Here is a 24,176-nt window from a genome sequence, read left to right as displayed (position 1 = left end):
CGTCCCATTGTGCGGTGTGTCAGTTCTGCGCCAGCCAGAGGTCGGGGCCGAACACCTCGTAGTGGATGTCGGCCGCCGACACGCCCTTGGCCAGCAGCTGGGCGCGGACGGACCGCAAGAAGGGCAGCGGACCGCAGAGGTAGGCGCGGGTGCCCGAAGCGACCGGGAGCAGTTCCAGATCGACCAGGCCGGTGCGGTCGGCGGGGTGGCCGGGCTCCGGAAGCTCGTACCAGAAGTGCGCCACCGCATCCGGGAGCTTGCCGGTGAGCAGGGCGTGGTCGATGCGCAGGGCGTGGTCGGCGGGGGTGCGGTCGCCGTGCACGACGGTGACCGGGGAACGGTGGCCGGTGCCGGCGAGGTGTTCCAGCAGCGAGAGCATCGGGGTGCAGCCGATGCCTGCCGAGACCAGCAGCAGCGGAGCTTCGGTGTCGTCCAGCACGAGGTCGCCGTACGGCGCCGAGACGCGCAGCCGGTCACCGGCCTGTACGCGCGCGTGCAGGTACTGCGAGACCTCGCCGTCGGGGGCATCCGTGCCGCTCACCCGCTTGACGGTGATCGACCGGAGCTCCGAGCCCGGGGCGGAGGAGAGACTGTACTGGCGAATCTAGATGCGCCGCAGTGAGCGGCCGTGTGCCCAGCTCAGGGCCCCGTTAGTCGCACTCTTTTGTGTAATGGCGCGTCGGATCCTCCGCCTGGAAGTGTTCATCAGGCAGGTCAGCCCATGATCGAGAGGACGACAGATGTCCGTTGGTGAAGAGGTTCGCGACACGCAGGCACCGCCGCAGCAGAGCCTGGGCACGGCAGCTGCGCGGAACCTCGCGACGACCACCAAGTCCGCACCGCAGATGCAGGAGATCACCTCCCGGTGGCTGTTGAAGATGCTGCCCTGGGTCCAGGTGCAGGGCGGTACGTACCGGGTGAACCGGCGGCTGAGTTACTCGGTCGGCGATGGACGCGTGACGTTCGTGCAGACCGGCGGCCGGGTGCAGGTCATCCCCGCGGAGCTGGGTGAGCTGCCCGCACTCCGGGATTTCGGCGACGAGGCGGCACTCACCGAGCTGGCGCAGCGCTGCGCGCAGCGGGAGTTCGCGCCAGGGGATGTGCTGGCCGTGTCCGGTGAGGCCGCCGACCGGGTGTTCCTGCTGGCGCACGGACGTGTCGAAAAGATCGGCACCGGTCCCTACGGGGACGAGACGGTGCTCGGGGTACTGGCCGACGGGGCGTACTTCGGGGACCAGGCGCTGATCGAGGAGGGGGCCGCCTGGGAGTACACCGCCCGCGCCGCCACCGCCTGCGTCGCCCTGGAGCTGACCAGGGCCGACGTGCTGAACCTGGCGGAGCGCGCGGACTCACTGCGCGCGCATCTCGCCGGTCTGCTCTCCATTCCGCACCAGCGCACCAACAACTACGGCGAAGCACCGATCGATCTGTCCGCCGGCCATGTCGGCGAAGCCCTCGTACCGCACACCTACGTCGACTATGACGCGGCGCCGCGGGAGTACGAACTGAGCGTCGCGCAGACGGTGCTGAAGGTGCACAGCCGGGTCGCCGATCTCTACAACCAGCCGATGAACCAGACCGAGCAGCAGTTGCGGCTCACCGTCGAGGCGCTGCGCGAGCGCCAGGAGCACGAGCTGATCAACCACCGCGAGTTCGGGCTGCTCAACAACTGCGACTACGGGCAGCGGCTCCAGCCGCACGACGGCGTGCCCAGCCCCGACGACATGGACGAACTGCTGTCGCGCCGGCGCGGATCCAAGCTCTTCCTCGCGCACCCCAGGGCCATCGCCGCCTTCGGACGTGAGTGCAACAAGCGCGGCCTCGTACCGCAGAGCGTGGACGTCGGGGGACAACACGTGCCCGCCTGGCGCGGAGTGCCGATCTTCCCGTGCAACAAGATCCCCGTCAGCGACGCCCGCACCACATCGATCATCTGCATGAGGACCGGTGAGTCCGAGCAGGGCGTCATCGGACTCCAGCAGAGCGGCATCCCCGACGAGATCGAGCCGAGTCTCTCGGTCCGCTTCATGGGCATCGACGAGCAGGCGATCATCTCCTACCTGGTGACGGCCTACTACTCCGCCGCCGTACTGGTCCCCGACGCCCTCGGCGTCCTGGAAAACGTGGAGGTGAGCCGCTGGAGGTGACGCGATGCCCCGGACGGACCGGCCGGGCACCTCGGCCGTGGACGCCACCCGGCCGGTCCGTCCGGGGCCGCCGAAGACTTCGTACGCCTGCTGATGACTCCGTACGCCTACTGCTGAGGAAGTGACCGTGACCTTGACCCGTACGGACGCCGCGACCGAGGGGGGCCACGAGGCCGCGGCGCTCCTGGGACACACCCGAGCCCTGGTCGACCCGGAGCTGCGCTCCTGTGTCGGAAGCCTCCCCGGACCCCTGCGCCGTATCGCCATGTACCACTTCGGCTGGGAGCATGCCGACGGCTCCCCGGCCGTCGGACAGGCCGGCAAGGCGATCAGACCTGCCCTGGTCCTGGAGGCGGTCCGGGCATTCGGCGGGGAAGCACACCAGGCCGTGCGGGCGGCTGCCGCAGTGGAGCTGGTGCACAACTTCACGCTGCTGCACGACGATGTCATCGACCGGGACGCCACCCGCAGACACCGGGCCACCGCCTGGACCGTCTTCGGCATACCCGAGGCGATCATCGCCGGGGACGCGATGCAGGCGCTGGCCCTGCGGCTGCTCGCCGATGACGGCCACCCCGCCGCCCTGGCCGCGTCCGCCCGGCTCACGGCCTGTGTCATCGAACTCTGCGCGGGCCAGCAGGCGGACTCCGCCTTCGAGACCCGGACGGATGTGTCGCTGGCCGAGTGCCTGACCATGGCGGAGGCCAAGACCGGCGCGCTGCTCGGCTGTGCCTGCGCGACGGGTGCCCTCTACGCGGGCGCCGGACCGGCCGAAGCGGCGGCCCTGGACGCGTTCGGGCGCGAGGCGGGCCTGGCCTTCCAGCTGATCGACGACCTGATCGGCATCTGGGGGGAGCCATCGCGCACCGGCAAACCGGCCGGGGCCGACCTCGCCGCCCACAAGAAGTCCCTGCCGGTGGTCGCCGCCCTGGCCTCGGACACCCCGGCGGCCTCCGAGCTGGCGGAGCTGTACCGGGGTCCGTTGGACGCGGAGGGCATCCGGCGGGCCGCCGACGCGGTCGACCGGGCCGGCGGCCGGGACTGGGCCCAGACGGAGGCGGCCGACCGGATGGCCAAGGCCATCGGCCACCTCGCCCGCGCGCTGCCGGATCTCACGGCGGCGGACGGGCTGCTCTCCCTCGCCGAGTACGTCACCCGGCGAAGCCGCTGAGCCCCGGCCCACGGTCCGGGCCCAACTCACCTATCGTGTCGGCGGGTTAATGCGACGTGATCGGCGAGAGACAAGGGACCGGACCATGGGCGTGGCGATACGACGAGCGGGCGAGGCCGACCGCGAGGTGCTCGTAAGGCTGCTGGACGAGGCCTTTCTGCACGACCCCGTGAGCAGCTGGGTCTTCCCGGACGAAACGCACCGCAGAAAGGTGCACGGAAAGTTCCTGGGCGTCTTCGTCGATGTGACGCTCGCGGGGGGGAGGGCGGACCTGAGCGAGGACGGTTCGGCGATGGCGCTCTGGCTGGACGTCCCGGCCGGCCGGCCCGAGGAGGAGGACGACACCCCGGCCCGGATGCGGGAGGCCGCAGACCCCGACAACGAACGGGCCGAACAGGTCGGCCGGCTGATGGGCGAGATCCATCCGCACGACCGGGCGCACGCCTACCTGCTGATGATCGGAGTGGCCCCGGAGCGACAGGGGGAGGGGATCGGGACCTCGATGATGGCCCCGGTGCTTGAGCGTTGCGACCGCGAGGGCATGCCCGCCTACCTGGAGGCGAGCAGCGCACGCAGCCGGCGGCTCTACGAGCGGCTCGGCTTCGTGTTCATGGGCACCGCGGTCCAACTGCCCGAAGGCCCGCGGATGTGGCCGATGTGGCGCGAGCCGCGCGGCTGAGCCGGCGTCGAGCGCCCCTCCGAGAACGGGACGCTCGTGGCGAAGCGCGCCAGGAAGCAGTAATTCCGGACATGGTCACTCTTGGTGACGCCGGGCTGGTGGCACCGCTACAGTCGCGCTCATGACACCACAGTCATGGGCCGGCTGGTACCGGGACAGCCATGGATCAGATGCCCTTGTGATCAGCGCGATCGAGCAACAACTCCGCACCAGGATCAGGGGGGTCGACTACGCAGGAGCCTCCTTCGACTCGTTCGAACCGGTGAACGCGGACCGTTCGGCGGGCCTTGGGCCGCTGAGCGACTGCGTGCTGGAGTGGGACATGCCACTGCCTGTCGTCGCAGCCGACAGCACCACCCAACAGGCCACACTGAGCTGTCTGCTGGCGTTGCGGCGGCCGGCCACGGACCTCGGCGTGACGTTGCACTACGGCGGTACGAGCTACGTCTCCGGCAATGACCAGGGCGACTTCGGAGCGGCGCTCGCCCTCATCCAGGAGCAGCTCCCCTCCGGCACCACCCTGCGGGCCCCGTTCGCCGTCGGCGTGTAGGGCGTGGGCGTGTAGGGCGTGGGGTACGGCCGGGCCGCTCCGCATGTCCCGGCCGTTGCCGGGTCAGTAGGTCTGCAGCTCCAGCAGACGACCGTCGGGGTCGCGCAGATGCGCCGTCCGCAGGGTGGGTCCCCACCGCGGGCGGTCCTGCGCGGGTGCGGCGACGGTCGCACCCGCCTCGACGCACCGGGTGTCCGCCGCGTCCAGATCGTTCCGGTCGTCGATGTGGACCACGACGGAGAACAGGTCCTGGGCTTTCTCCCCGTCCACAAGCTCGCCCGTTCCCAGGGTCCGGGTCATGACGCGCCGGTCGAAGAGAGCGAAGACCGTGCGGCCGCCGTGGTCCCAGCCGGCGCATCCGGACGACTCGTCCCCGCGGGCGAGTTCGGCCCCGGTGAGCCCCGGCAACACATCGCGTTAGAAGCGGAAGGTCTCGGCGAAGCGGTCCACCAGCAAGCGTGTGTACGGCGCGGCCATGGCCTCGAACCTACGTGATCGAGTCGGCCCGGCGTCAAGGTTTCGGCCGTGGCCGCCGGTGCGGCCTGCCGGTCATGCCGCTGTCGTCCTGCGCGACGCGACTGCCCTGACCGAACCGGCCGTTACCGCCCAGCACAGGGCGGCCCCCACGGCGTACCAGAACAGATCGGGCGCGTTGAAGGTCGACCCCAGCAACGGCTGGAGCAGCGCGGGCACCCCCGCGATCTGCAGAAACTCCACGGCCCAGCTGAAGCCGAGAGCGATCCCGGCCGCGGTCACCGCCCTCAGCCGGGGCGCGACGATCACGACCACGAGGTAGACGAGGACCGTGTAGAGGGCGTCACCCGCGCACTTGGCGACCGCGCCGTCCGTCAGTGCGCGCACCCCGAGACCTGCGGCCACGGTCACCACCGCGGCCGCGCTCGCCCACCACCGTCTGCTCATCGGGGCACCCTACGCAGCGATTCTGCTGAGAGCATGCACGGGTTCCGGGCGGCGGACCACAACGGGCAGGGTTGGCCTCATGAGACTGCTGATGCTGGGTGGAACCGAATTCGTGGGCCGGGCCGTGACGGACCAGGCGCTCGGGCGTGGCTGGGACGTGACGGTCTTCCACCGCGGTACGAACGCGGCCCCGCCGGGTGCCGCAGTGCTGCGGGGCGACCGGACCGCTCCTGACGGTCTGGCAGCCCTGGCGCGTGGTGAGTGGGACGTGGTCGTGGACACCTGGACCGGAGCTCCCGCCGCCGTACGGCAGTCGGCCCGGCTGCTCGCCGGGCGCGTCCGCCGGTACGTCTACGTCTCCAGCCGCTCGGTGTACGCGTACCCGGCCCCGGCCGGTCTCCCGGAGGACGGCCCGCTGGTGGAGTCGGCGCCGGATCTCACCGGCGACGTCCCGTACGCGCAGGCCAAACGGGGCGGCGAGCTGGCGGCGGTCGAATCCTTCGGGGAGCGAGCACTGCTGGCCCGTGCGGGCCTGGTCATCGGACCGCACGAGAACGTGGGCCGGCTGCCCTGGTGGTTGCTGCGGATCGCCCGGGGCGGCCCCGTACTGGCGCCCGGACCGCGGGACCTCGCGCTGCAGTACATCGATGCCCGCGACCTCGCGGCCTGGGTCCTGGACGCAGCCGAGGCCGGCCTGTCCGGCGCGTACAACGTCGTGAGCCCGTCCGGGCACGCGACGATGGGCCAACTGCTCGACGCCTGCGTACGGGTCACCGGTTCGTCGGCCGAACTGCGCTGGACACCACCGGAAGGGATCCTCGAAGCCGGCATCGAACCCTGGTCACAGCTCCCGGTCTGGCTGCCGCCCGGTGAGACGCACGCCGCGATGCATCAGGGCAACACCGACAAGGCCCTGGCGGCCGGCCTGCGGTGCCGCCCCGTCGAGGACACGGTGCGGGACACCTGGGCGTGGCTCCGCTCGATCGGCGGCGTCGCCCCGCTGCGCCCGGACCGCCCGGCGGTCGGTCTGGACGAAGCGGTGGAGGCGAAGGTGCTCGGGGGCTCACTGCCTTCGTCGTGAAGGACTTGACCTTGAGTCCGCTCCAACAATTACGGTCACTCCTGATCAACGGCGGTGGCTCCTCGGCCCCTTCACGCACCGCCGCGTGGCTACTCGGCAAGGACGGAACAGAGATGACCAACGCCCACAGCACCCGGAACCAGACGGCCGGCACAGTCGGGACCACCGATGTCGCCGAAACCCGGCAGGACCGTTTCGAGCGGGGCATGGGTGTGCTCAACCGGGTGGACGGTGAGGGCGGTCGGCGGGTCGTCGACTCCTTGGCGGACATCTCGCCGGAACTGGGACACCAGGTGGTCGCCTGGGCCTTCGGTGACATCTACAACCGGCCCGGGCTCGATCCGCGCGACCGGCAGTTGGTCACCCTCGGCATGCTCACCGCGCTCGGCGGCTGCGAACCCCAGCTGGACGTCCACATCAACGCAGCCCTCAACGTCGGCCTCACCACCGAGGAGATAGTCGAGGCCTTGCTGCACTCCGCGGTGTACTGCGGCATGCCCAAGGCCCTCAACGCCACTTTCGTCGCCAAGAGGGTCTTCGCCGAGCGCGGACTCCTCCCGGACAGCAAGCAGCAGGCACCGGAGCAGCCCGACAGGGCTCGCTGAGTCACCTCGCGCATAGCGTGTGCTCATGACGGAACTGCTGCACATCACCGAGCAAGCACTCTGGGAAGCGGCCCGGGAGACCGGTAGCTACGAGATGTCCACCCGTGGCCGCACCCTGCACGACGAGGGATTCATCCACTGCTCGCTGCGTGGGCAACTCGTCGCGGTCGCCGATTTTCTGTACGGCGGGCCGGCGGCGGAGGTCGCCGGCGATCTGGTCGTCCTGGTCATCGACAGCGACCGGCTCTCCGTACCCGTGCGGTACGAGGCGCCCGCCGACGGCGCCGACGAGTTCCCGCACATCTACGGCCCCCTGCCGGTGGACGCCGTCGCCAAGGTCGTGCCCTGGCACGACGGTTACACCGTTGACTGGGCGGACGCCCACTGGCTGAACCCGCCCCGGGCAGCCGCCGTGGAGGGCCCCGATCTCCGGGTGACCACCCGCGCGAGGACCGATTTCTGGCGTACCACCAGCTACGGCTTCGTGCATGACGACGGCCACGCCCTGCTCACCGACCTGAGCGCCGGGTCGGCTGTCGAAGTGAGCTTCGTCGCCGACTTCCGGGCGCTGTACGACCAGGCCGGTGTGATGGTCCGTACCGACTCGGAGAACTGGATCAAAACAGGGATCGAACTGACCGACTCCGCGCCGCACCTGGGCGCCGTGGTCACCCGAGGAGTGTCGGACTGGTCGATGGCCCCCGTCCCCGAATGGGCCGGCCGGCAGGTCACCGTCCGGGCCAGCCGCACCGGCGACGCCGTGACGTGCAGGGCCCGCTGCGAGGACGGTCCCTGGCGGATGATCCGGCTGGCCCCGCTCGACACCCGCGCCCAGGCCTCGGCCGGGCCGTTCTGCTGTTCGCCGCTGAGCGAGGGCCTCGAAGTGCGTTTCACCCGGTTCGCGGTCGGCCCCGCGGACCGTCGGTTGCACGACTGACCCCGGCGTCGCGGCACTCACCGCCCCCGCACCGCGCGGAGCAGATGAAGCGCCGGTTCGGGGAGCTCGCGGCCCTTGGGCCAGACCGCGTGCAGGATGCGGTGCAGCCGGACCGCCGGGTCGACCTCGACCTCGACCAGGCGTCCGTTCTCCACGTCCTCGCGCACGGCGAGGGCGGAGAGCACGGCCGGGGCGAGCCCACGGGCGGCAGCGCTGCGCAGCGGCGCGGTGGAGCCCAGCTCCAGAACCGGAACGGCGATCCCGTCGTACGGACGCAGGGCCCGCTCCAGGGTCTCCCGGGTCCCGGAGCCGGCCTCCCGGAGCAGCAGGGGGGTGTCGGCCAGTTCCCGACCGGTCAGCGCGCTGCGGCGGTTCGCCCAGGGGTGGCCGGGGGAGACCACCACCGCGAGCCGGTCCCGGCCGACCGCCGAGCGGTGCAGGTCGTCGGGGACCCGTGGGCCCTCGACGAATCCCAGGTCGCATTCGGCGCGACGGAGTGCCTCGACGACACCCCAGCTGTTGGTCACGGTCAGCCCGACGTGGGCGTGCGGCGCGCTGTCCCGCAGGGTGACCAGCCAGCCGGGCATCAGTTCCTCCGCGATGGTCAGGCTGGCGGCGACATGCAGCCGGTCATCCTGCCGGGAGCGCAGCGCCGCGGCCCCCTCGACCAGCGCCGCGGCCTGCTCCAGCACCGCGCGCGCCCAGTCGGTGACCACCGCACCGGCGGGCGTGAGCCGGGAGCCGGCCGTCGAACGGTCCAGGAGGCGCAGGCCCAGATGGCGTTCCAGCGTGCGCATCCGGGCGCTCGCGGACGGCTGACTGATCAGCAGCCGGGAGGCCGCCCGGCCCAGGCTGCCGGTCTCCGCCACCGTGACGAGCAACTGCAACGACTGCAGGTCGGGCAGCGGGCGCAGCCCTGGTTCCGGACCATCGCCACGGTCACTCATCGGCGCGCCTTCTTCGGACATCCTTCATAGGGGAACCCTATGACCTGGCCACCGATTCGCGTCTACCGGGGCCGCCGGATCCCCCGCAGTCTGGTGATCATGGCCCTCAGTACGGAGCGCACCTCATCAGTCCGCGGCGATCGCATGCCGGCGCCGAAGCAGCTGTCGGAAAGCGGTACGCCCACGCCGGGCCCCGTGCGCCGTAACGCGCCCGGTGTGGCGCTCGCCGTCGCCGGTTTGGCACTCGCCGAGGGCGTGCACGCCCTGCTCCCCGCCGTGCCGATGCTGACCGCCGCCGTGGTGCTCGGCGTGGTGGCCGCGCACGTTCCCGGGCTGCACTCGCTCGTACGCGGCCGGGGGCGCCAGGGACTCTCGCTGGCCGGGAAGCACCTGATGCGGGCCGGCATCGTGCTGCTCGGACTGAAGCTCAGCATCGGCGACGTACTCGGGCTCGGCTGGGCCACCGTGGCCATGGTGCTCGGCGTGGTCCTGGCGACGTTCCTCGGGACCTGGTGGCTCGGCCGGAAGCTGGGCCTGCCCGGCGACCAGCCGCTGCTGGTCGCCACCGGCTATGCGATCTGCGGTGCCTCCGCCATCGCCGCGGTCAGTGGTGCGCTCGGCAAGGACGACGACGAGGAGCACGCATCGGACGTGGCCACCTCGATCGCCCTGGTGACGCTCTGCGGCACCCTCGCGATCGCGGTACTTCCGCTGCTCCACCACCCCCTGGGCCTGGACTCCGTCCAGTTCGGCCGCTGGGTCGGCGCCGGCGTTCACGATGTCGGCCAGGTCGTGGCCACCGCCCAGACGGCCGGACCGACCGCGCTCGGCGAGGCTGTGCTGGTCAAGCTGATCCGGGTGGCGATGCTCGCCCCGCTGGTCGCCGCGGTGGCGGTCGCCCACCGGCGCCGCCGCGCGTACGACGCGCAGGGCGGCCGGCCGTTGACGGATGGCCGCCGCCCGGCGCTGGTGCCGCTGTTCGTGATCGGGTTCCTGGCGATGACCGGCCTGCGCAGCACCGGCCTGCTACCCACCGCGGCCCTCACCGCGGCCGATACCGCCCAGCAACTCCTCCTCGCCGCCGCCCTGTTCGGCCTCGGCAGCGCCGTACATCTGCCCTCGCTTGCCAGGTCCGGCGCCAGGACGGCACTGCTCGGCCTGGCCGCCTGGATCGTGGTCGCCTCGGCGGCCTACGGGGGCGTGCTGCTCACCACGTGACCCGGCCGGGTCGAACTCTGCCCCCGCAGTCTTCCGGGACCTGTCGTCACTCGAGAACCACCGGCCGGCCGAGGCCGCAGTGCGGGCGGACGCCGGACGCTGGGCGCGCCCAGTTGAATCGCCCGGCCTCAAGCTTGCGTGGTGCCCGGCCCTCTGCTCCAGAGGGCCGGCAACCGGCCGGAGCGCGTACGGGTGCGTGAGCCCGGCCGAGGATCGGCCGCTTGGTCAGGGACTCTGGTCGGCGGCCTCCAGGGAGTCGAGCCAGCGGAGGAGGCGGGCGCCCTCGCGGGTCATGATGTCCGGGTCGCGCAGGGCGTTGGCCAGAAGCGACATGCCCTGGTAGGCGGCGACGAGGGTGACGGCAAGGCCGTTCGGGTCGGGCAGACCCAAGGCGCGGAACTGGTGTCCGGCCCAGTCGAGCAGCCGTCGGATCACGACGCCGGCCTCCGCATCGAGGGTGCCGTCGGCGCGCTTGTCGAGTTCGACGGCCAGGGTGCCGGTGGGGCAGCCGTAGCGCGCGGCGGTGTCGCGCCGGCTGACCCAGGCTTCGATCAGAGCCTTGAGGCGGTCGTGCGGGTTGGGCAACTGGTCAAGTGAGCCCGTCAGTTCGTCCAGGTGAGTGCTGTGCTCGGACAATGCCGCCCGGACCAGCTCGTCTTTGGTTTTGAAGTAGTAGTAGACGTTTCCGACGGGGACGTCCGCCGCGTGTGCGATGTCGGCGAGGGTGGTGCGCTCGACGCCCTGCTCGTGCAGGACCTGTGCCGCCGCGGCCGTGAGCCGTCGGCGCTTGTCGGCCGCTCGCGCCTTGGGCTTCTCCGAGTTAGTCACCTCGCCAACTGTAGATCCAGCCGGTGGGCCTGCTATCGTCACCACTAAGTCAGTCAACTAACTCACGTGGAGTCCCTCATGATCGCAGTGACTGGAGCTACCGGGAACGTCGGCCGCGAGCTGGTCCGCATCCTCGCCGGGGCAGGCGAGGCGGTGACAGCCGTCTCGCGCGGCGAGGCACGCGCTCTCCCCGTCGGCGTGCGTCACGTGCGGGCCGACCTCGCTGATCCCGACAGTCTGCGCCCCGCGCTCGACGGCGCCGACGCGCTGTTCCTGTTGGTGGCCGGCAACGACCCGCAGAGCGTCCTCGACGCCGCGAAGGCGGGCGGCGTCCGCCGGGTTGTCCTGGTCTCCTCTCTCGGCGTCGCCACCCGCCCGGACGCCTACCGGCACCCCGCTGCCTTCGAGGCCGCGCTCCTCGACTCCGGCCTCGACTGGACCGTGCTGCGCTGCGGCGGGCTGAACTCCAACGCCTTCGCCTGGGCTGAGTCGATCCGCGCCGACCGGGTGGCCGCCGCCCCGTTCGGTGACGTCGGCCTGCCGATGGTCGACCCGGCAGACGTCGCCGAGGTCGCCGCCGCCGCGCTGCTGCGGCCCGGCCACGCCGGCTCCGTGTACGAGCTCACCGGCCCCGTCCCGACCAGCCCGCGCGAGCGGGCCGCGGCGATCGGCGCCGCGATCGGCGAGCCTGTCCGCTTCGTCGAGCAGACCCGCCAGGAGGCCCGAGCGCAGATGCTCGCGTTCCTGCCCGAGCCGGTGGTGGATGGCACCCTCGCCATCCTCGGAGAGCCGCTTCCTGCCGAGCGCCGGGTGAGTCCCGACGTCGAGCGGGTGCTGGGCCGTGCGCCGAGGCCCTTCGCGGAATGGGCCGCCCGCAGCGCCGTCACCTTCCGCTGATCCGGCGGGGCGCAGCGCTCCCTCGACGCGCTCCCGGGAGAACCCGGATGCCGACCACTCCGTCCTCGACTCGACGATCGCGGGTTCGGCACAGGCCTCACCCGGCGATGCTCGCCTCGGCCGGCCGGGAGCGGCGTGCGGCGAGCTGCCGGTCCATTGCGGCCAGGTGGGTCACGACGTTGGCGTGGAAGCGGTCCACGGCCTCGTCGACACTGCGGATGAATCCGGAGGCGGCATTCCCACGAGTGGAGCCCATGGTCTTGAACAGGGACAGCCGGAAGCCAGTGATGGTGGCGCCGTCCTTCGGCAGCAGGTCGGCCGGCTCGGGTCGCAGCCGCTCCAAGGTGCCAGGGGGACCCCCTGAGCTGTCGACGAGAGTCTCGACGTGCAGGTCCGCAGGTGCTTCGGCCAGCGCCTTGACGATGCGTTTGACCGACGTGAGGGGATAACTTCCCTGCATGGTCGGCACATCGATGGACGTGCGGAGGCGGCCGGTCCGCAGGTCCGCCGTGATGGTGAGAACACCGGGTGTTCCGTCGATCCGCAGCGCGGCGGTCAGTCGGCCTTCCTCGCCTTCGCCGGACCGCGAGCGCGGTCCGGCGAAGGCGAGGCCCGGCCATTGCCGGACGGACAAAACCGCACCCGCTCCGCCATGGACGCCGTGTTCGGCGGCCTGCGGACCGGGTGCGGTCGGATGAGCGGTTCGACCTACGAAAGGTGCAGGTCCGGCCGTCCATCAGGCCTTCTTGGTCTCCCAGAAGATCTTGTCGATCAGCTGGCCTGCCTGACGTGCGAGATGCTGAGCAGGGAATATCCGCCTGACCAGCGCGTTCGCGATCCCCTTATCTAGCAATAGCTAGCACTATCTAGCATCTTAATGCAACTACTCCCCATGATCATCTCCCACGATCTCCCATTTCTCCCACGCGGGCGGCCGAGTTATGAAAAAGACCGCCCGCCCGCCGGGGGTGCTCGGCGAACGGACGGCCGTATCTCTGGCCGCCAGATGTGATCAATAGGCGACCGTTTGGGTACTGACACATGATCTTTTGGCCCGGACGGTTTGTCGAGTGCCAAGCCGCCGCAGCCCCTACCCCGCCTGGATCCACACCCGCCGCACGGAGCTCGGTCTCAGAATCGCCACACTCCGGCACCAAGCAGCGCTCTCTCAGGATCAGCTCGCCTCACGCGCCGGCATGGACCGCCGCAGCATCCAGCGCTACGAAGCAGCCGTCCGCGACCCGAGGTATGCCGATCTGCTGCTCATCGCGCACGCGCTCGAGGTACCGCTGACCGACCTCCTCCGTGAGGACTGAGCCCCGGTCGTCCGCCGCGGGGGCGAGCCGGACGACCGGGACCGGGCAACCCGCCCGCACCGGTCGGCGCGTGCTGCAGTACGAGCGGGCGGTCAGTGTCAGCGACGCTTGGGCGCCGGCTTACCCGGCTTGTTGTTCGGCCAGGTCTTCCCGGTCGGCCAGTGAGAATGCGGCCCCGGATGCGGCATGTCCGTGTTGAGGCAGTGGAAGGGAGTCCCAGGCATCTGGTCGTAGCAGTACCCGGCGAACCCGTGACGGTCGCCAGCCATCATGAGCCCCCGTTCGTCATCGCGTTCTGCTCACCGCGGGCAGCATCCGAAGGTTCTTCGGCGGGCGGCTCCGCTCTCCAGAACACGGCCTGCATGTGGCCTGGGCCGGAGCCCTCGTCCCGCCACTGCCACACGATCGGCCTGGTGTCTTCGCTCATGGGCGGGGTCCTTCCTTGTGGGTGCGGCAGGCGCGCGGGAACCAAGCGGTGACGTGGTCGAGGATCCGCAGCTTGCGCGGCCCCAAGTCGACGGCGGTCTGGGGGGTGAGGGTGATGCCGCACCACACGCAGTCCGTGCCCCGCTGCTGACGCTGCGACAGGCCACCGACTGGCGGTAACTCGATCTCAACTGTGCTCATCCGAACGCCTCCGCAGGTAGACGAGGCCCCGCCGTGGGGCCGAACGCGGCACCCATCGCCACGGGGTCAGTGAGACGGCCGCTCCCATCCGGCTTCTCCAGCCAGGCCCGTCCATCGAAGTACCGGTGCGCCGGCGGACATCGCAACGCCCACCCCGCGGGGCGCACGGTCAGGCGGGGCAGGTCGGCCAGCTCCTCGGCGGCGCCCGGCGGGACCAGCCACCATGCCAGGTCCGCCTCCGGGTAGACCATGACGGGCCCGAGACGGCCGGGGCCGATGCGCTGCATCGCAGCAACCGACGGCATCAGGTCCGCTTCGACGACCCGCCACCGGTCCCCGCCGGCCAATGGGGCGAGGTCTTCCCGCGCCCACGCCCGGTGTATCGATGTCGGGTCAGGGGCGCAGGACGCCAGCCAGTCCGTACCGGCGTGCCCTGTCCGCGGATTGCGTGTCCGTGTGGCCATGAACAGGACGTTAGGCGCCGGTGTTTCTCAGCAGCCGCTGTGTTTCTCGTTGTTTCTCATCCGGCCTCGGCCGTTTCCCGATGTTGCTCAGGCTGCCTCGAGGCCGACGCGGGCGCGGGCGATTATCCGGTGCGCAGCCCTGCCGTTCACGGCAGCCGCGGCGAGCGTGTCCCACACCTTGCGGTACAGGGTGACGTCCTCCGGGGAGTCGAGCCACATCTCTGTGTGCCAGGACTCGGCGATGACGAGCCGGTCGTCGTGGATCCAGAAGTCATCACCGGCCGCGATCTTCACCTCAGCGGTCAGGGGGATGATGCCGAGCTCGACCGTGGACAGGCCGTTCACGGACATCAGCCGGTCAAGCTGGTCAGCGAGGACCATGGGCGGGCAGATCCTCACATGCAGAGCCGATTCCCACAGCAGGACGTGGTACTGCTTCTCCCGGGAGTACAGGCCTTCCTGGCGCCGCATCCGGGAGGCCACCCCGCCCTCAATGTCCCGCACTACTCCGTGCAGGTCGGCGTACCGGGACAGCACGCTGCGCGCGTACTCCGGGGTCTGGAAGATTCCCGGGATGACGGATGCGGAGATGCCGCGGAGCACTGTGGTCCTCTCATGCTGGGCACCGATCGCATCCTGCACGGCGCGGTGCCCGCCGGCCAGCTGCCGACGCCACGAACGGTACGTGGATTCCAGACCGGCCAGACGGCCCTTCAGCTCGGCGGCCGTTTCAGGGCGGCTGATCCCCGCAGCCCATACGTCAAGGTCAGCGGGTGTAGCTGTCTGCCGCCCGTTCTCCAATTTGGAGACCTTCGACGGGGGCCACCCGCACTCGGCGGCCAGGGCGCGGACGGTGAGACCGGCCTCGGTGCGCAGCTCGCGTAGCCGCGCACCGAGGGCAGCCCGGGCCTGCTGGTAGTCGGTGCTCACATGGGGGAACGTACCCGCGTCTTGAACTCGGCGTAACGGATGGCGTGATGCCAGGCTGCGTCACGGGCTTGGCACGCGCTCACTACCTCCTCGAGGTCTGTCGTCAACTCCATGCGCCGCGAGGCATCGGACCAGTTGAAGCGGGCCAGGACGCGGGAGTCGAAGAGCCAGAAGTCGAAGTCGGGCAGCCCGAGCTCGGCAGCGGTCGCCCTCGTCATGAAGCGGATGTCCTCGCCTGCCGCCAGGTTGTCTGGCGTGGTGGCGAGGAGGTACCGCTGTCCGTCCGTGGCGGGCTCGTCGACCAGGCGCACCCGCTCGATCCGCTTGCCGCAGCCGGTCTGCTCGCGGGCGTTGACGAACCAGGGGCCGTCCTCGTCGCGCGGTGGTGCGACTCCTTGGAGGAACTGGCGATACTCCTCGGTGCCCTGGTCGGCGGCGTACTCCCGGCGTGTCTCGAGCCGCCATGCCGTGTGCTCGAATCCGTGCCGGAAGAAGTCGAGGATCTCCTGGGCGGGTACGGCGTCCTGCAACGTCACTCCTTCGGCGAGAAGTTGATCAGTAGTGCGCGGTCGACGACGACCATGGTTTCCCCGGACAGGGGGTTGACCATCTGGGCAATGTCCTCAGGGTCGGCGAGCTTGCCCTGTACGAGGACCTCGCCGGTGTCGAGGTCCTCGTACAGGGTCGGGCATTCACCGGTCTTGCTGTTGGTTCCGAGCATCCGCAGTCTGCGAGCCATGGGGGTTCCCCTCTCGGTGGGCCGGCCTGGCGACCGGGCGGGACCGACCGTAGCCGCGCGGGTGAGAAACACGCCAGAGGTCCTCAAACGCGAGAGGCGCCCCCTGCCCTCCCGAAGGAGAGCAGGGGGCGCGGTTGTTGTCAGGGCGGTTCCGGTGGGTCCGGTGGGGATCCGTTCAGCGCGACGTCGACTCGGTCGACGGCGTCCCGCAGGGACTGGCCGCTGTTGGGGTGGAGCTCGTGCTCAACGCTGCCCAGCCGCTCCTCGATTCCGGCGGCGCGGGCCTCGATCCCACCGAGGCGGGCCATCACACCAGGGCGGCCGGGGATGCCGGGCCGGGGCTGTACGCCTTGCCAGTCGTCCACGATGTCATCGACTCTGGCCATGATGCGGCGGAATCCTCGAGTCAGCCGCCACAGCACGCCGATCGCGGCGACGATAGCGGCGCAGGCCAGCGACCAGACCACGACGGTGTCCACTGCTGATATGCCGGTGCTGTCTTCCACTCACACCCCCTTGGCGAGGGACGCGCTGTTGGTCACCGACCGCCACCGGGCGAACAGCCCCTTGCCGAGGGCGAGGACAGCGCCGATCCCGCCCGCCCCGGCCGCGTACCACATGCTGCCGTTGAGCGGCTGGGTGACGACTACCCCGGCTATACCCGCCTGCAGGAACGTGCTGAGCACGCGCTCGAGGAGGTCACGGCCGTAGGTCTTCGCGGTCTTGATGACGGTCTGCGGGAGAGAAAGGCTCGGCTCGGCCATGAGGTGATCCGTTCTGTGAGGAGGGCCGTGTCCCGGAGTCGGGAAACGGCAGGTCAGCGGGGATTTTCGCGGCGCCGCGAACCCGTGTCAGGCTTCCTTGCTGTTGATGTCGACGGTGATCACGGCGTCCTTGATGGCCTTCTCCACAGCGGCGACCACGGCGTCCGTGTCGACGCCAGCGCCAACCATCCCGGCGAGTGCCTTGATGGCGGCGTTGGTCGCGGCGACGGTCTTCGCTACGGCCCGGATGCCTTCCGTCTGCGCCCGCATGTGGGTGCCGAGCGTCCAGTAGGCGTGACTGCTCTTCGGGTTCGGGTCGTAGTCGGATGCGTCCCGCGGTGCGGGAAAGCAGTCCGTGGTGGCGATCTTCTCTACGTCGGCGCTGCTCAGCGGCATGTCGTCGTCCTCCTGCTGGTCGGTGGTGGTGCCATCGCCGCCGGCCCACGCTCGGAGCGCGGCAGCGGTGGGGAAGTGCGCCGGGTTCAGGACGTTGCGGTCGACGCCGCCGGCCGAGCTGTACTGCTGGATCAGCCAGTCCGCCTGAATGCCGGGGTGGCCCGCGGCGTGGTTCGGGTCGGCGATCCACAGACCGTCACCCGCGTAGCTCGTGCTGTCGCGGGTCTTCCAGTACGAGGTGTTGCAGTACAGGACGACCTTGTGCGTGGGTCGCAGCCGCTTGACCTCGCGGATGAACTGGTCCTTCTGCGCGCAGCTGACGCCGCCGTCCTCCCAGTCCGCGGCGAGGATGTCCCCCTCGAGGGATGCAGCCCTGTTCACGAAGTACGCGGCTTGCGCCTTCATGTCCCCGGCCCGCAGGAAGTGGTAGAAACCGACGACGAGCCCGCCAGCCCTGGCATGCGCGGTCTGGCTGGCCATGCGGGGGCTGACGTAGTTCGTACCCTCGGTGGCCTTGATGAAGGTAAACGCCAGCCCGGCCGTGCTGGGTGTAGCGGACTGGTACGACGCCCAGTCCTGGCCCTGGATCATCTGTGCTCCTCGGGGCATGGAGAAAGCCCCGGCCGGTACGGCGCGGGGCGGGAAGCGGGAAGGTCAGCCGTTAGCTACCCATCCGACGGGGACGGCGGACCATGTGGCGGCCGCGGCGTCGGTTTGGGTGGTGTAGCCGAAAAGCTGGAATCCGGTCGCGGTGATGCCGATTGCGCGGGTGTCCCACCGGGATGTGGCACCGGCACCACTGTTGATGTTCGTCACGACTGTTGGGGCTGTTGCGTAGGCGACCGGGAAGGTCACGTCCTGGGTGAAGGACGTCGCCGAGGTGAACGACACGGACTCCGTGCCGGTTTGGATGCTGGTCGCGGCCAGCCGGTCAGCGGTGGTGCGCATCCCGGCCAGCCAGTTGGTGCGGGGGACTGTCGTCACAGGGGCCTCCTCAGAGCGCTGCGATCGTCGGGGTGGCCAGACGGACGTCTGTGCCCGCGGTTTGGGCTTTGGCAATGCCGTTGACGGAGCGGGCCACGGTGAACGCTTGCTCGCCGACCGCGTCGACACGGATATCCGTCGCGTACCAAACAGCGGTTGAGCCAGGCTTCGCCCGGTGGTTCGCGCGGGCCCGCACGAACACCGCCCCGGCAGGTGCCGTATACGTCGCGGTGAACTGCTTCCACACCCCGGCCGGGAGCACAACGCCGACCGCCACAGCCGACGAGGACAGGAAGGCTGACGCGGTGAACCAGTGGCAGGCGATCTGGATGTCGGCCATGCCGTTTGCGGCGTAGGCCCACATGCTCAGGTGGTACTCCTGGCCGGGGGTGACCTGCTCGGCGCCTGTCGTGTTGACGCCGCCGCCCACGGTGGTGACACCGTCCGGGGTGATCTTCAGTGAGGCCACCGCTCCCGGCGGTACCGGGGTGGTGACCCGTGCGACCGTCGCGCCCCCTTCGCCGCCCCACCCGGTGAGATCCGTTGCAAGCCGCGGGTTGGCGTTCATGGCGCGGGCGCCGATGCCCTGGACGGTCATCACTTCCCCGCCGACGGTGATGTCGAAGGGCAGATCATCCTGGTAGTCGTCGTCGACCAGGTCCGTGTTGGCGAGGCGCACATCGTCAGCGATCCAGTACTGGCCGACCGTCCACCCGGAGCGGCCCTCGACATTCAGGCGGGCGGACGCCGCACCGGCGGGCAGGACCGCGGACACGGTGAGGAGGTGCCATTCTCCGGGCTGGACGGTCACCGCAGTGCCGTACATGTACGTGTCCGTGCCCGCGCTGTCCTCCCACACGACCGCGACGCGCATAGCCTGCGGGCCCGCCGTATTCTGGCCGGCGTACACCCATGCCCGGCCCGCCCACGTCTGCCCGGCGGCGGCCACATAGGACCCGTCGCTGATGTTCATCGTCCCGGTGTCCGTGGGGTGCACGCGGGTGATACGCAGCGCCCCTGTGCCGGTGTGGACGATGTCTGTTTCGTGGGTGACTACAGCGTTGCCTGTCCCGCGGGTTCCTGCCCAGTCGCCGGTACCGTCCTCGAATCCGGGGTCGGGGATCATGTTCGGTGCGGCGGTGATCCACGCTGGGCCGTCCGTCGTGGCCACCGGCAGGACCGTGTCCGTTGACGACACCGCACCCGCCAGCTCGGACCCGGCGGTGTCCGCGCGCAGCGGTGCAGGCTCCGTCCCGTCTTCCGGCGCCACGATCCCCACCGTCCACGGTCTGGCGGGGGTGCAGTTGAAGGTGACGTCCCAGGTGTACGGGCCGATCTGCTCGGACACGCCCTGCACCATCAGATCGACCGGGCCCGGCGGCAGCCAGTCCGGCAGGTTGATGATGCGGATCGTGTCGCCGACCTCGAGGGCCAGGACGTCATCGATCAGGTGCGGGGCTGCGTGGAGCATGACCCGCACCGTCGGGTAGCGGGCCTCATCCCACGTGCCCATATGCACCGACCACGCGGCCTGCTGGATCGGCTGGTCGTCGTCGAACAAGTTCATCGTCGTCGACTCGTCATACGTGCCGACACCGTCCGGCGGTGCCTGCACAGACAGCGGGCCCTCGGTCTCCACATACCGGCCCGAGCTGCCGCCCTGGCGGGTCACCGTGACGTCGTTCCGCAGATGCTGGTCATCCTCAACCGGGGCCAGCGGCGGGCCGATCTCACCCGACGCCGTGTAGTCGAGGATGAGCCGCGGCGCCTGGTTGTACAAAGATGACCGGTCCCGGTAGCGGATTCCGAGCTGCTCGCGGTCCTCGAAGAGGATCCCCCGGTCGGCGTCCGCGCAGTCCTGCAGGATGTCCAGCAGCTTCGCCGGTTTCTGCGCCCCCATCTGGACCGAGGTGACCGTCAGGTCCCCATCCGTGGTCCGGTGCAGCAGGCTCTCTTCGGTGGTTACCCGCCTGATGCGGTCCAGGGCAGTCTCCCCGGCGAACCCGTCGTCGGCGCCCTCGAAGATGCTCGTCGTGGGCAGGTCGCCTGATACTCCGTCGCCCGCGGTGTCGAACACGGCGAGGTGCCCGATCGACATTCCCTCAGTGCCGGCACCCCACCGCCCCACCACCGAGGTGACGTGCCCCTGGGTTGTGATGGGGTTCGTACTGGCGTAGTACCTGGTGTCGGTTGCTACGTCGCGCCAGGTGGCCTGCAGCCTGGTACGCCCACCGCCGGCGTCGCCAGTGAAGATCGCGATCCGGTTCCATATGCCGACGAACGCGGCGAGAGCACCGGCGTCGGTGTACGTGAAGGACAAGATTTCCGCGCCGTCGACGTCAAGGGCTGCGATCTTGATACCCGCGGTGGACGCGTAGACGATCGCGGTGTGCATCGTCGCACCGCCCACGGCGACCCGGAGGATCTCCGTCTGTGTGGTCGGCATCGTGGGCAGCAGGTACACCATTTCGACCTGCCACCCGGCGGTGCTCGTCGAGGGGACCGGCGCGGACATCGTCGCCGGGTTCTTCAACGTGGGCAGCGGCGAGGACCCGCCCAACGCGTCGTTAGCTGCCCAGTCCACCCCGGTGAGCTTCAGTGGGGACACGCCGGGCACCGGGCTGAACGCCTGCTCGGATGCTTCCCGGTCTTCCTCCATCGGCCAGTACGCCAGCAGCCCAGTGGCCGACGGGATACGGCGACGCAGCGTGCTGTCGAGGGATTTCGCGCCCTGCCCGAGACGGCGCATCACACCGGCCCCGGTCACCGACGTCCACCGGTCCTCACCCGAGGTGTCCCAGGCCTGCGGCCACTGCGGGACCTCAGTCGTCAACCGGATCCACCGGTCGGAGATCGCCGCACCGGTCAGCGTCCACACGCGGCCCGCAGCATCGGTGAACGAGGTATCGCCCGCAGTCTGCTCGGTGAAGTCGGGGTTGGCGACCACAGTCCCGTCGCCCCCGTCGCGGATCTCCAGCGCATGGACCTTCCCGTCCAGGTCCAGGATCTCCCCTGACGCCTGCCCGATGGCCACTGGTGCTGTGCTCGCGAAGACGCTGGTGGCCCCGGTGAGACCTGAAGGTTCCTCGATCTGCGTCCAGGGCCCGGCGATCGACTCGGCCCAGAAGAACGTGATGTCCCAGCCGGCCCCGTTGTCGACGTCGAGCACAGCGCGCAGCGCTGCCCGCGCCGGCAGAGCAGGCAGATCTCGAGCTGTGAATGAGAGTCCGGCGAACGTGCCGTCGTCACTGAACTCGAAGTGAATGGTCCCGGCGTTGAGGCACAGCAGCCATGACCGCTGGTCCCCGTCGCCGAGGTACTTACTGACCAGCATCTGAGCGTTAGGGGCGTACCAGTCGGCGGTGGCCTCGATGCGGATGTCGAGGTCCCCGGTGATGTCCAGGGCGGATGTGTCCGGGGTGGACGCGCCGGTCGCGTCGGGGCTGGTGGCCAGGTACGACGGTCCGGGCACCGTGATCCGCAGCGGCGTGTTCCGGCCGATCTTCCCGAACAGCGGCGACATCGGGTTGCGGTTGGAGAACCGGCCGTCCCGGTTGTTCAGGGTGAGGGTGCAGGACGCCGGGGTGACAGCTGTCCCCTCGTCGGAGCGGCCGTAGGTGATGGCGATCGGGGTGCGGGTGTAGAGGTAGTCCTTTTCGTCCGTCCACACCCCGTCGATCTGCAGCTCGGCGCTAACGTCGATCTCCCCGCCGGTGAATGTCACGCCACTGCCCTCCCCTGTCCGAACGTCTTCTGTACCGAGCCCTGCCCGTCGACCCGCACCATGCTCTGAATGAACGTCTTGAACGGGCCCTCGGCGCCGGTCACGTCGATGACGACACGGACGGGCGCCTGCCCGCTGGTGGCGGTCGGCGGCGCTATGTTCGCCGGCGTTAGCCCGGCGACGGTCGGCTTGACGTCGTCGGTGACGCTCTTGGTGACGCCGGTCAGTTGGGCGTGCAGGGCGGGCAGCTGGCTGTCGATGCCCGTCATGAGGCCGCCCATGAGGGCCTGCCCGGACGGGGTGAGCAGCTTGAGGTCCAGCGTCATGGGCCCCTTCCAGTCGGGGATCATGTTCGTGATCGAGGAGAACCGTTGCTTCAGTGAGCCGATCATCCCGGTGACCCCGTTGATCAGGCCCTGGATGATCGAGCGGCCCACGCCCTTCAGGAGCCCGCCGAGGTTCCCGATAGCGCCCCGGACCTTCCCTCCGATGCCGCGAACGAAGGAGATCAGCGAGGACACCTTGCCGACGGCGGCGTCCTTCATGTGCTGGAAGTAGCCGCCGACCTGCCCGGCGATCGCGGACAGCTTCGAGATGGCCATCCTCACGGCGGTGACCTGGATCCCGATGAAACTCTTGATCCAGCTCCACACCTTGGAGACCACGGCCTTGATGCCGTTCATCACGGTGGTGATGACCGTCTTCACGGCGTTGATCTGCAGCATGACGACTGCCTTGATGGCGCCCCAGACGGCGGAAGCGGCCGTTTTGAGCGCGTTCCATGTGGCGGTCCAGGCCGCCTTGAGAGCCCCGGACACGGTGTTCCACAGCGTGAGGTAGAAGTTGATGTACGTCGTGAACGCGGTCTTCAGGAAGGCCCATACGGCGAGGGCGGCGGTCTTGATCGCGCCCCACACGATGGTCCAGAGCTGCTGGAACCATTGGGTCTTGGTCGCGATCAGCACGATCACCGCGATCAGGGCGATGATGCCGATGACAATCCACGTCATCGGGTTGGCCAGCAGCGCCGCGGTGGACGCCCAGATCTCGGCGTTCCAGATGGTCTGGGCGGCGGACGCGACGGCGGTGTAGGCGGCGTAGACCTTCTGTGCGGCGGACACGGCCAGGACGGCGACCGCGACGCCGGCGAGGATCCCCGCGAGCGGCTTGAAGATCGCCTGGTTCTTCATCGCGAAGTTGATGAACTTGCCTGCCGCCTGGGTGGTTGCCACCTCGGCGGACCGCTGGAAGGACTCCAGTGCTGCCTTCGGGTTGTCCCCGACGGTCTTGGCCATGCGGTCAGCGGCCCCGCTGACCTTGCCCAGTGACTGCACGGCGTGCGCCGGGTCCAGGGACATCAGCGCCTTCTGCATGTCCTCGGACTGGGTGCCGAAGAGCGCGGCGGCGATGCCTGCCTTCTTGGAGTTGTTGGGGTACTTACGCAGGGCGTCCAGGGTCTTCTGCAGTGCCGCGGTGGCTTTCGGGCCGCCGGCCGCTACGTCTGCGGCCATCTGCTTGGCGTTCAGGCCGATCGCCTTGAACCCGGCCGGGGCGGTGGAGTTGATGTCCCGTGCCCGGATGCCGAACTCTTTGAGGCTGTCGGCGACCAGGTCCGCGTTACTGGCGCCGCCCTTGAGGCCCTGGGACAGCAGCCCGGTGGCCTGCTGCCCGTTCAGCCCCAGAGAGTGGAACTGCACGCCGTATTCGTTCAGCGTGTCCAGGAAGTCGTCGGCCTTGTTGACGCCTTTCTGGAAGCCGGCGGTGACGATGTCCATGGCCTCGTCGGCGTTCTTGGCCAGGCCGGTCTTCATCATCTGGCCGACCGCCGCGGTCACCCCGCCCAGGTCCTGGTCGAAGGTGTCGCGCAGGGCGATCACCTTCTCCGTGACGCCCTGCAGGCCGCCCTGGGCCTTGGAGGTGTCACCGATGTTCTGGTACACGCCGCGGATCGCGTCGTTGACGTCTTCGGTCGACTCGCCCCAGGCGTCCTTGTAGACGTTGGCGGAGACCTTCGCCAGGTTCGCGGCCTCGGCTTGCCCAACGCCCAGCTGAGCGGCGAGCTTGTCGTTGGCGGCCTCCACGTCCATGGAGGACACGAACGAGGCGCCCAGGCCCACACCGAGGGCTGCGCCGATGGCAGTTCCGGCCGCGGAGAACTTCTCCTTCATCGAGCCGAGTTGTTCGCTGGCACGGTCGCGGGCCACCAGGTTGAAAACCAGAGAGGTGTCCGACGCCACGGGGAATCACCTCC

26 protein-coding genes and 2 pseudogenes are annotated in these 24,176 nt (G+C 69.8%); 11 read left to right on the top strand and 17 right to left on the bottom strand.

Features of this window, described 5'->3' with window-relative positions; genetic code table 11:
• Window positions 1–19 precede the first annotated feature (19 nt).
• Window positions 20–604: pseudogene (locus AB0M87_RS02815) on the bottom strand (hemin transporter); the annotation flags it as partial.
• A 136-nt stretch (window positions 605–740) separates the two neighbouring features.
• On the opposite strand from AB0M87_RS02815, the gene AB0M87_RS02810 reads away from it, so the two are divergent.
• The 4 genes from AB0M87_RS02810 to AB0M87_RS02795 all read left to right on the top strand — a co-directional run bounded on the left by AB0M87_RS02810 (window position 741) and on the right by AB0M87_RS02795 (window position 4,547).
• Complete coding sequence (locus tag AB0M87_RS02810; RefSeq protein WP_365849530.1) at window positions 741–2,147, top strand: family 2B encapsulin nanocompartment shell protein; 1,407 nt, start codon at window positions 741–743, stop codon at window positions 2,145–2,147.
• A 127-nt stretch (window positions 2,148–2,274) separates the two neighbouring features.
• On the top strand, window positions 2,275–3,318 hold the full coding sequence (locus tag AB0M87_RS02805; RefSeq protein WP_365849528.1) for a family 2 encapsulin nanocompartment cargo protein polyprenyl transferase: 1,044 nt from the start codon (window positions 2,275–2,277) through the stop codon (window positions 3,316–3,318).
• A gap of 85 nt (window positions 3,319–3,403) precedes the next feature.
• Complete coding sequence (locus AB0M87_RS02800) at window positions 3,404–3,997, top strand: GNAT family N-acetyltransferase (RefSeq protein ID WP_365849526.1); 594 nt, start codon at window positions 3,404–3,406, stop codon at window positions 3,995–3,997.
• A 121-nt stretch (window positions 3,998–4,118) separates the two neighbouring features.
• On the top strand, window positions 4,119–4,547 hold the full coding sequence (locus AB0M87_RS02795; protein WP_365849524.1) for a DUF6304 family protein: 429 nt from the start codon (window positions 4,119–4,121) through the stop codon (window positions 4,545–4,547).
• A 63-nt stretch (window positions 4,548–4,610) separates the two neighbouring features.
• On the opposite strand, the gene AB0M87_RS02790 is transcribed toward AB0M87_RS02795, so the two are convergent.
• Window positions 4,611–4,955: a glyoxalase/bleomycin resistance/extradiol dioxygenase family protein gene (locus AB0M87_RS02790; protein WP_365849522.1), complete on the bottom strand. Its 345-nt coding sequence runs from the start codon at window positions 4,953–4,955 to the stop codon at window positions 4,611–4,613.
• A 141-nt stretch (window positions 4,956–5,096) separates the two neighbouring features.
• Window positions 5,097–5,468, bottom strand: coding sequence for a DUF2809 domain-containing protein (locus tag AB0M87_RS02785; protein ID WP_365849520.1), 372 nt, complete (start codon window positions 5,466–5,468; stop codon window positions 5,097–5,099).
• Window positions 5,469–5,547: 79 nt separating this feature from the next.
• Between AB0M87_RS02785 and AB0M87_RS02780 the strand changes: the two genes are divergently transcribed.
• The 4 genes and pseudogenes from AB0M87_RS02780 (at window position 5,548) to AB0M87_RS02765 (ending at window position 8,091) form a co-directional block, all read left to right on the top strand.
• On the top strand, window positions 5,548–6,549 hold the full coding sequence (locus AB0M87_RS02780) for an NAD-dependent epimerase/dehydratase family protein (protein ID WP_365849518.1): 1,002 nt from the start codon (window positions 5,548–5,550) through the stop codon (window positions 6,547–6,549).
• A gap of 206 nt (window positions 6,550–6,755) precedes the next feature.
• A complete protein-coding gene (locus AB0M87_RS02775) occupies window positions 6,756–7,154 on the top strand; it encodes a carboxymuconolactone decarboxylase family protein (RefSeq protein WP_365849880.1) in 399 nt (132 codons plus the stop codon).
• Window positions 7,155–7,179: 25 nt separating this feature from the next.
• Window positions 7,180–7,503, top strand: a pseudogene (locus AB0M87_RS02770) (DUF952 domain-containing protein); the annotation flags it as partial.
• Window positions 7,495–8,091: a DUF1349 domain-containing protein gene (locus tag AB0M87_RS02765; RefSeq protein ID WP_365849879.1), complete on the top strand. Its 597-nt coding sequence runs from the start codon at window positions 7,495–7,497 to the stop codon at window positions 8,089–8,091. The pseudogene AB0M87_RS02770 and the gene AB0M87_RS02765, both read left to right, overlap by 9 nt.
• Window positions 8,092–8,108: 17 nt before the next feature.
• On the opposite strand, the gene AB0M87_RS02760 is transcribed toward AB0M87_RS02765, so the two are convergent.
• A complete protein-coding gene (locus AB0M87_RS02760) occupies window positions 8,109–9,038 on the bottom strand; it encodes a LysR substrate-binding domain-containing protein (RefSeq protein WP_365849516.1) in 930 nt (309 codons plus the stop codon).
• A 39-nt stretch (window positions 9,039–9,077) separates the two neighbouring features.
• Between AB0M87_RS02760 and AB0M87_RS02755 the strand changes: the two genes are divergently transcribed.
• Window positions 9,078–10,256, top strand: coding sequence for a putative sulfate exporter family transporter (locus AB0M87_RS02755; protein ID WP_365849514.1), 1,179 nt, complete (start codon window positions 9,078–9,080; stop codon window positions 10,254–10,256).
• A gap of 225 nt (window positions 10,257–10,481) precedes the next feature.
• On the opposite strand, the gene AB0M87_RS02750 is transcribed toward AB0M87_RS02755, so the two are convergent.
• The gene (locus tag AB0M87_RS02750) at window positions 10,482–11,084 is read right to left on the bottom strand and encodes a TetR/AcrR family transcriptional regulator (RefSeq protein ID WP_365849512.1); all 603 of its coding nucleotides are present in this window, start codon (window positions 11,082–11,084) and stop codon (window positions 10,482–10,484) included.
• Between the two features lie 78 nt (window positions 11,085–11,162).
• Here AB0M87_RS02750 and AB0M87_RS02745 point away from each other — a divergent pair, with 78 nt between their 5' ends.
• A complete protein-coding gene (locus tag AB0M87_RS02745; protein WP_365849510.1) occupies window positions 11,163–11,981 on the top strand; it encodes an NAD(P)H-binding protein in 819 nt (272 codons plus the stop codon).
• A gap of 97 nt (window positions 11,982–12,078) precedes the next feature.
• Here AB0M87_RS02745 and AB0M87_RS02740 read toward each other — a convergent pair whose 3' ends face one another.
• Window positions 12,079–12,615 carry a hypothetical protein gene (locus tag AB0M87_RS02740; protein ID WP_365849508.1) on the bottom strand — a complete coding sequence of 179 codons (537 nt, stop codon included), beginning with the start codon at window positions 12,613–12,615 and terminating at the stop codon, window positions 12,079–12,081.
• Between the two features lie 436 nt (window positions 12,616–13,051).
• Here AB0M87_RS02740 and AB0M87_RS02735 point away from each other — a divergent pair, with 436 nt between their 5' ends.
• Complete coding sequence (locus AB0M87_RS02735) at window positions 13,052–13,297, top strand: helix-turn-helix transcriptional regulator (protein WP_365849507.1); 246 nt, start codon at window positions 13,052–13,054, stop codon at window positions 13,295–13,297.
• Between the two features lie 423 nt (window positions 13,298–13,720).
• Here AB0M87_RS02735 and AB0M87_RS02730 read toward each other — a convergent pair whose 3' ends face one another.
• The 11 genes from AB0M87_RS02730 to AB0M87_RS02680 all read right to left on the bottom strand — a co-directional run bounded on the left by AB0M87_RS02730 (window position 13,721) and on the right by AB0M87_RS02680 (window position 24,162).
• The gene (locus AB0M87_RS02730; protein WP_365849505.1) at window positions 13,721–13,924 is read right to left on the bottom strand and encodes a hypothetical protein; all 204 of its coding nucleotides are present in this window, start codon (window positions 13,922–13,924) and stop codon (window positions 13,721–13,723) included.
• On the bottom strand, window positions 13,921–14,388 hold the full coding sequence (locus tag AB0M87_RS02725) for a hypothetical protein (RefSeq protein WP_365849504.1): 468 nt from the start codon (window positions 14,386–14,388) through the stop codon (window positions 13,921–13,923). The genes AB0M87_RS02730 and AB0M87_RS02725 overlap by 4 nt, the downstream gene beginning before the upstream one ends.
• An 87-nt stretch (window positions 14,389–14,475) precedes the next feature.
• Entirely contained in the window at window positions 14,476–15,318 is an 843-nt protein-coding gene (locus AB0M87_RS02720; RefSeq protein ID WP_365849502.1) for a helix-turn-helix transcriptional regulator, read from the bottom strand.
• Window positions 15,315–15,848, bottom strand: coding sequence for a DUF6879 family protein (locus AB0M87_RS02715; protein WP_365849501.1), 534 nt, complete (start codon window positions 15,846–15,848; stop codon window positions 15,315–15,317). The genes AB0M87_RS02720 and AB0M87_RS02715 overlap by 4 nt, the downstream gene beginning before the upstream one ends.
• Before the next feature lie 2 nt (window positions 15,849–15,850).
• Window positions 15,851–16,057: a hypothetical protein gene (locus AB0M87_RS02710; RefSeq protein ID WP_329157499.1), complete on the bottom strand. Its 207-nt coding sequence runs from the start codon at window positions 16,055–16,057 to the stop codon at window positions 15,851–15,853.
• Between the two features lie 140 nt (window positions 16,058–16,197).
• Window positions 16,198–16,563 (bottom strand): hypothetical protein, encoded by a 366-nt coding sequence (locus tag AB0M87_RS02705; protein ID WP_365849499.1) that lies wholly within the window; start codon window positions 16,561–16,563, stop codon window positions 16,198–16,200.
• Complete coding sequence (locus AB0M87_RS02700; RefSeq protein ID WP_365849497.1) at window positions 16,564–16,821, bottom strand: hypothetical protein; 258 nt, start codon at window positions 16,819–16,821, stop codon at window positions 16,564–16,566.
• 87 nt (window positions 16,822–16,908) lie between these two features.
• Complete coding sequence (locus AB0M87_RS02695; protein WP_365849496.1) at window positions 16,909–17,808, bottom strand: GH25 family lysozyme; 900 nt, start codon at window positions 17,806–17,808, stop codon at window positions 16,909–16,911.
• A gap of 63 nt (window positions 17,809–17,871) precedes the next feature.
• Window positions 17,872–18,201: an H-type lectin domain-containing protein gene (locus AB0M87_RS02690; RefSeq protein WP_365849494.1), complete on the bottom strand. Its 330-nt coding sequence runs from the start codon at window positions 18,199–18,201 to the stop codon at window positions 17,872–17,874.
• Window positions 18,202–18,211: 10 nt separating this feature from the next.
• Window positions 18,212–21,925, bottom strand: a complete 3,714-nt coding sequence (locus tag AB0M87_RS02685; protein ID WP_365849493.1) for a carbohydrate binding domain-containing protein — start codon at window positions 21,923–21,925, stop codon at window positions 18,212–18,214.
• Window positions 21,922–24,162 (bottom strand): phage tail tape measure protein, encoded by a 2,241-nt coding sequence (locus AB0M87_RS02680; protein ID WP_365849492.1) that lies wholly within the window; start codon window positions 24,160–24,162, stop codon window positions 21,922–21,924. Before AB0M87_RS02680 ends, AB0M87_RS02685 begins: the two co-directional genes overlap by 4 nt.
• Between the last annotated feature and the right edge of the window lie 14 nt (window positions 24,163–24,176).

Source organism: Streptomyces sp. NPDC051320, from assembly GCF_040682175.1.
GTDB lineage: Bacteria > Actinomycetota > Actinomycetes > Streptomycetales > Streptomycetaceae > Streptomyces.
The sequence above is the reverse complement of the archived record's forward strand: the minus strand, read 5'-3'. Positions and strand labels throughout refer to the sequence as shown.

Excerpts from the sequence above, each read along its gene's own strand:
- AB0M87_RS02810 (WP_365849530.1), top strand. The coding sequence starts at position 741 with ATGTCCGTTGGTGAAGAGGTTCGCGACACGCAGGCACCGCCGCAGCAG.
- AB0M87_RS02800 (WP_365849526.1), top strand. The coding sequence starts at position 3,404 with ATGGGCGTGGCGATACGACGAGCGGGCGAGGCCGACCGCGAGGTGCTC.
- AB0M87_RS02795 (WP_365849524.1), top strand. The coding sequence starts at position 4,119 with ATGACACCACAGTCATGGGCCGGCTGGTACCGGGACAGCCATGGATCA.
- AB0M87_RS02785 (WP_365849520.1), bottom strand. The coding sequence starts at position 5,468 with ATGAGCAGACGGTGGTGGGCGAGCGCGGCCGCGGTGGTGACCGTGGCC.
- AB0M87_RS02780 (WP_365849518.1), top strand. The coding sequence starts at position 5,548 with ATGAGACTGCTGATGCTGGGTGGAACCGAATTCGTGGGCCGGGCCGTG.
- AB0M87_RS02775 (WP_365849880.1), top strand. The coding sequence starts at position 6,756 with ATGGGTGTGCTCAACCGGGTGGACGGTGAGGGCGGTCGGCGGGTCGTC.
- AB0M87_RS02760 (WP_365849516.1), bottom strand. The coding sequence starts at position 9,038 with ATGAGTGACCGTGGCGATGGTCCGGAACCAGGGCTGCGCCCGCTGCCC.
- AB0M87_RS02755 (WP_365849514.1), top strand. The coding sequence starts at position 9,078 with ATGACCTGGCCACCGATTCGCGTCTACCGGGGCCGCCGGATCCCCCGC.
- AB0M87_RS02745 (WP_365849510.1), top strand. The coding sequence starts at position 11,163 with ATGATCGCAGTGACTGGAGCTACCGGGAACGTCGGCCGCGAGCTGGTC.
- AB0M87_RS02730 (WP_365849505.1), bottom strand. The coding sequence starts at position 13,924 with ATGAGCACAGTTGAGATCGAGTTACCGCCAGTCGGTGGCCTGTCGCAG.
- AB0M87_RS02725 (WP_365849504.1), bottom strand. The coding sequence starts at position 14,388 with ATGGCCACACGGACACGCAATCCGCGGACAGGGCACGCCGGTACGGAC.
- AB0M87_RS02710 (WP_329157499.1), bottom strand. The coding sequence starts at position 16,057 with ATGGCTCGCAGACTGCGGATGCTCGGAACCAACAGCAAGACCGGTGAA.
- AB0M87_RS02700 (WP_365849497.1), bottom strand. The coding sequence starts at position 16,821 with ATGGCCGAGCCGAGCCTTTCTCTCCCGCAGACCGTCATCAAGACCGCG.
- AB0M87_RS02695 (WP_365849496.1), bottom strand. The coding sequence starts at position 17,808 with ATGATCCAGGGCCAGGACTGGGCGTCGTACCAGTCCGCTACACCCAGC.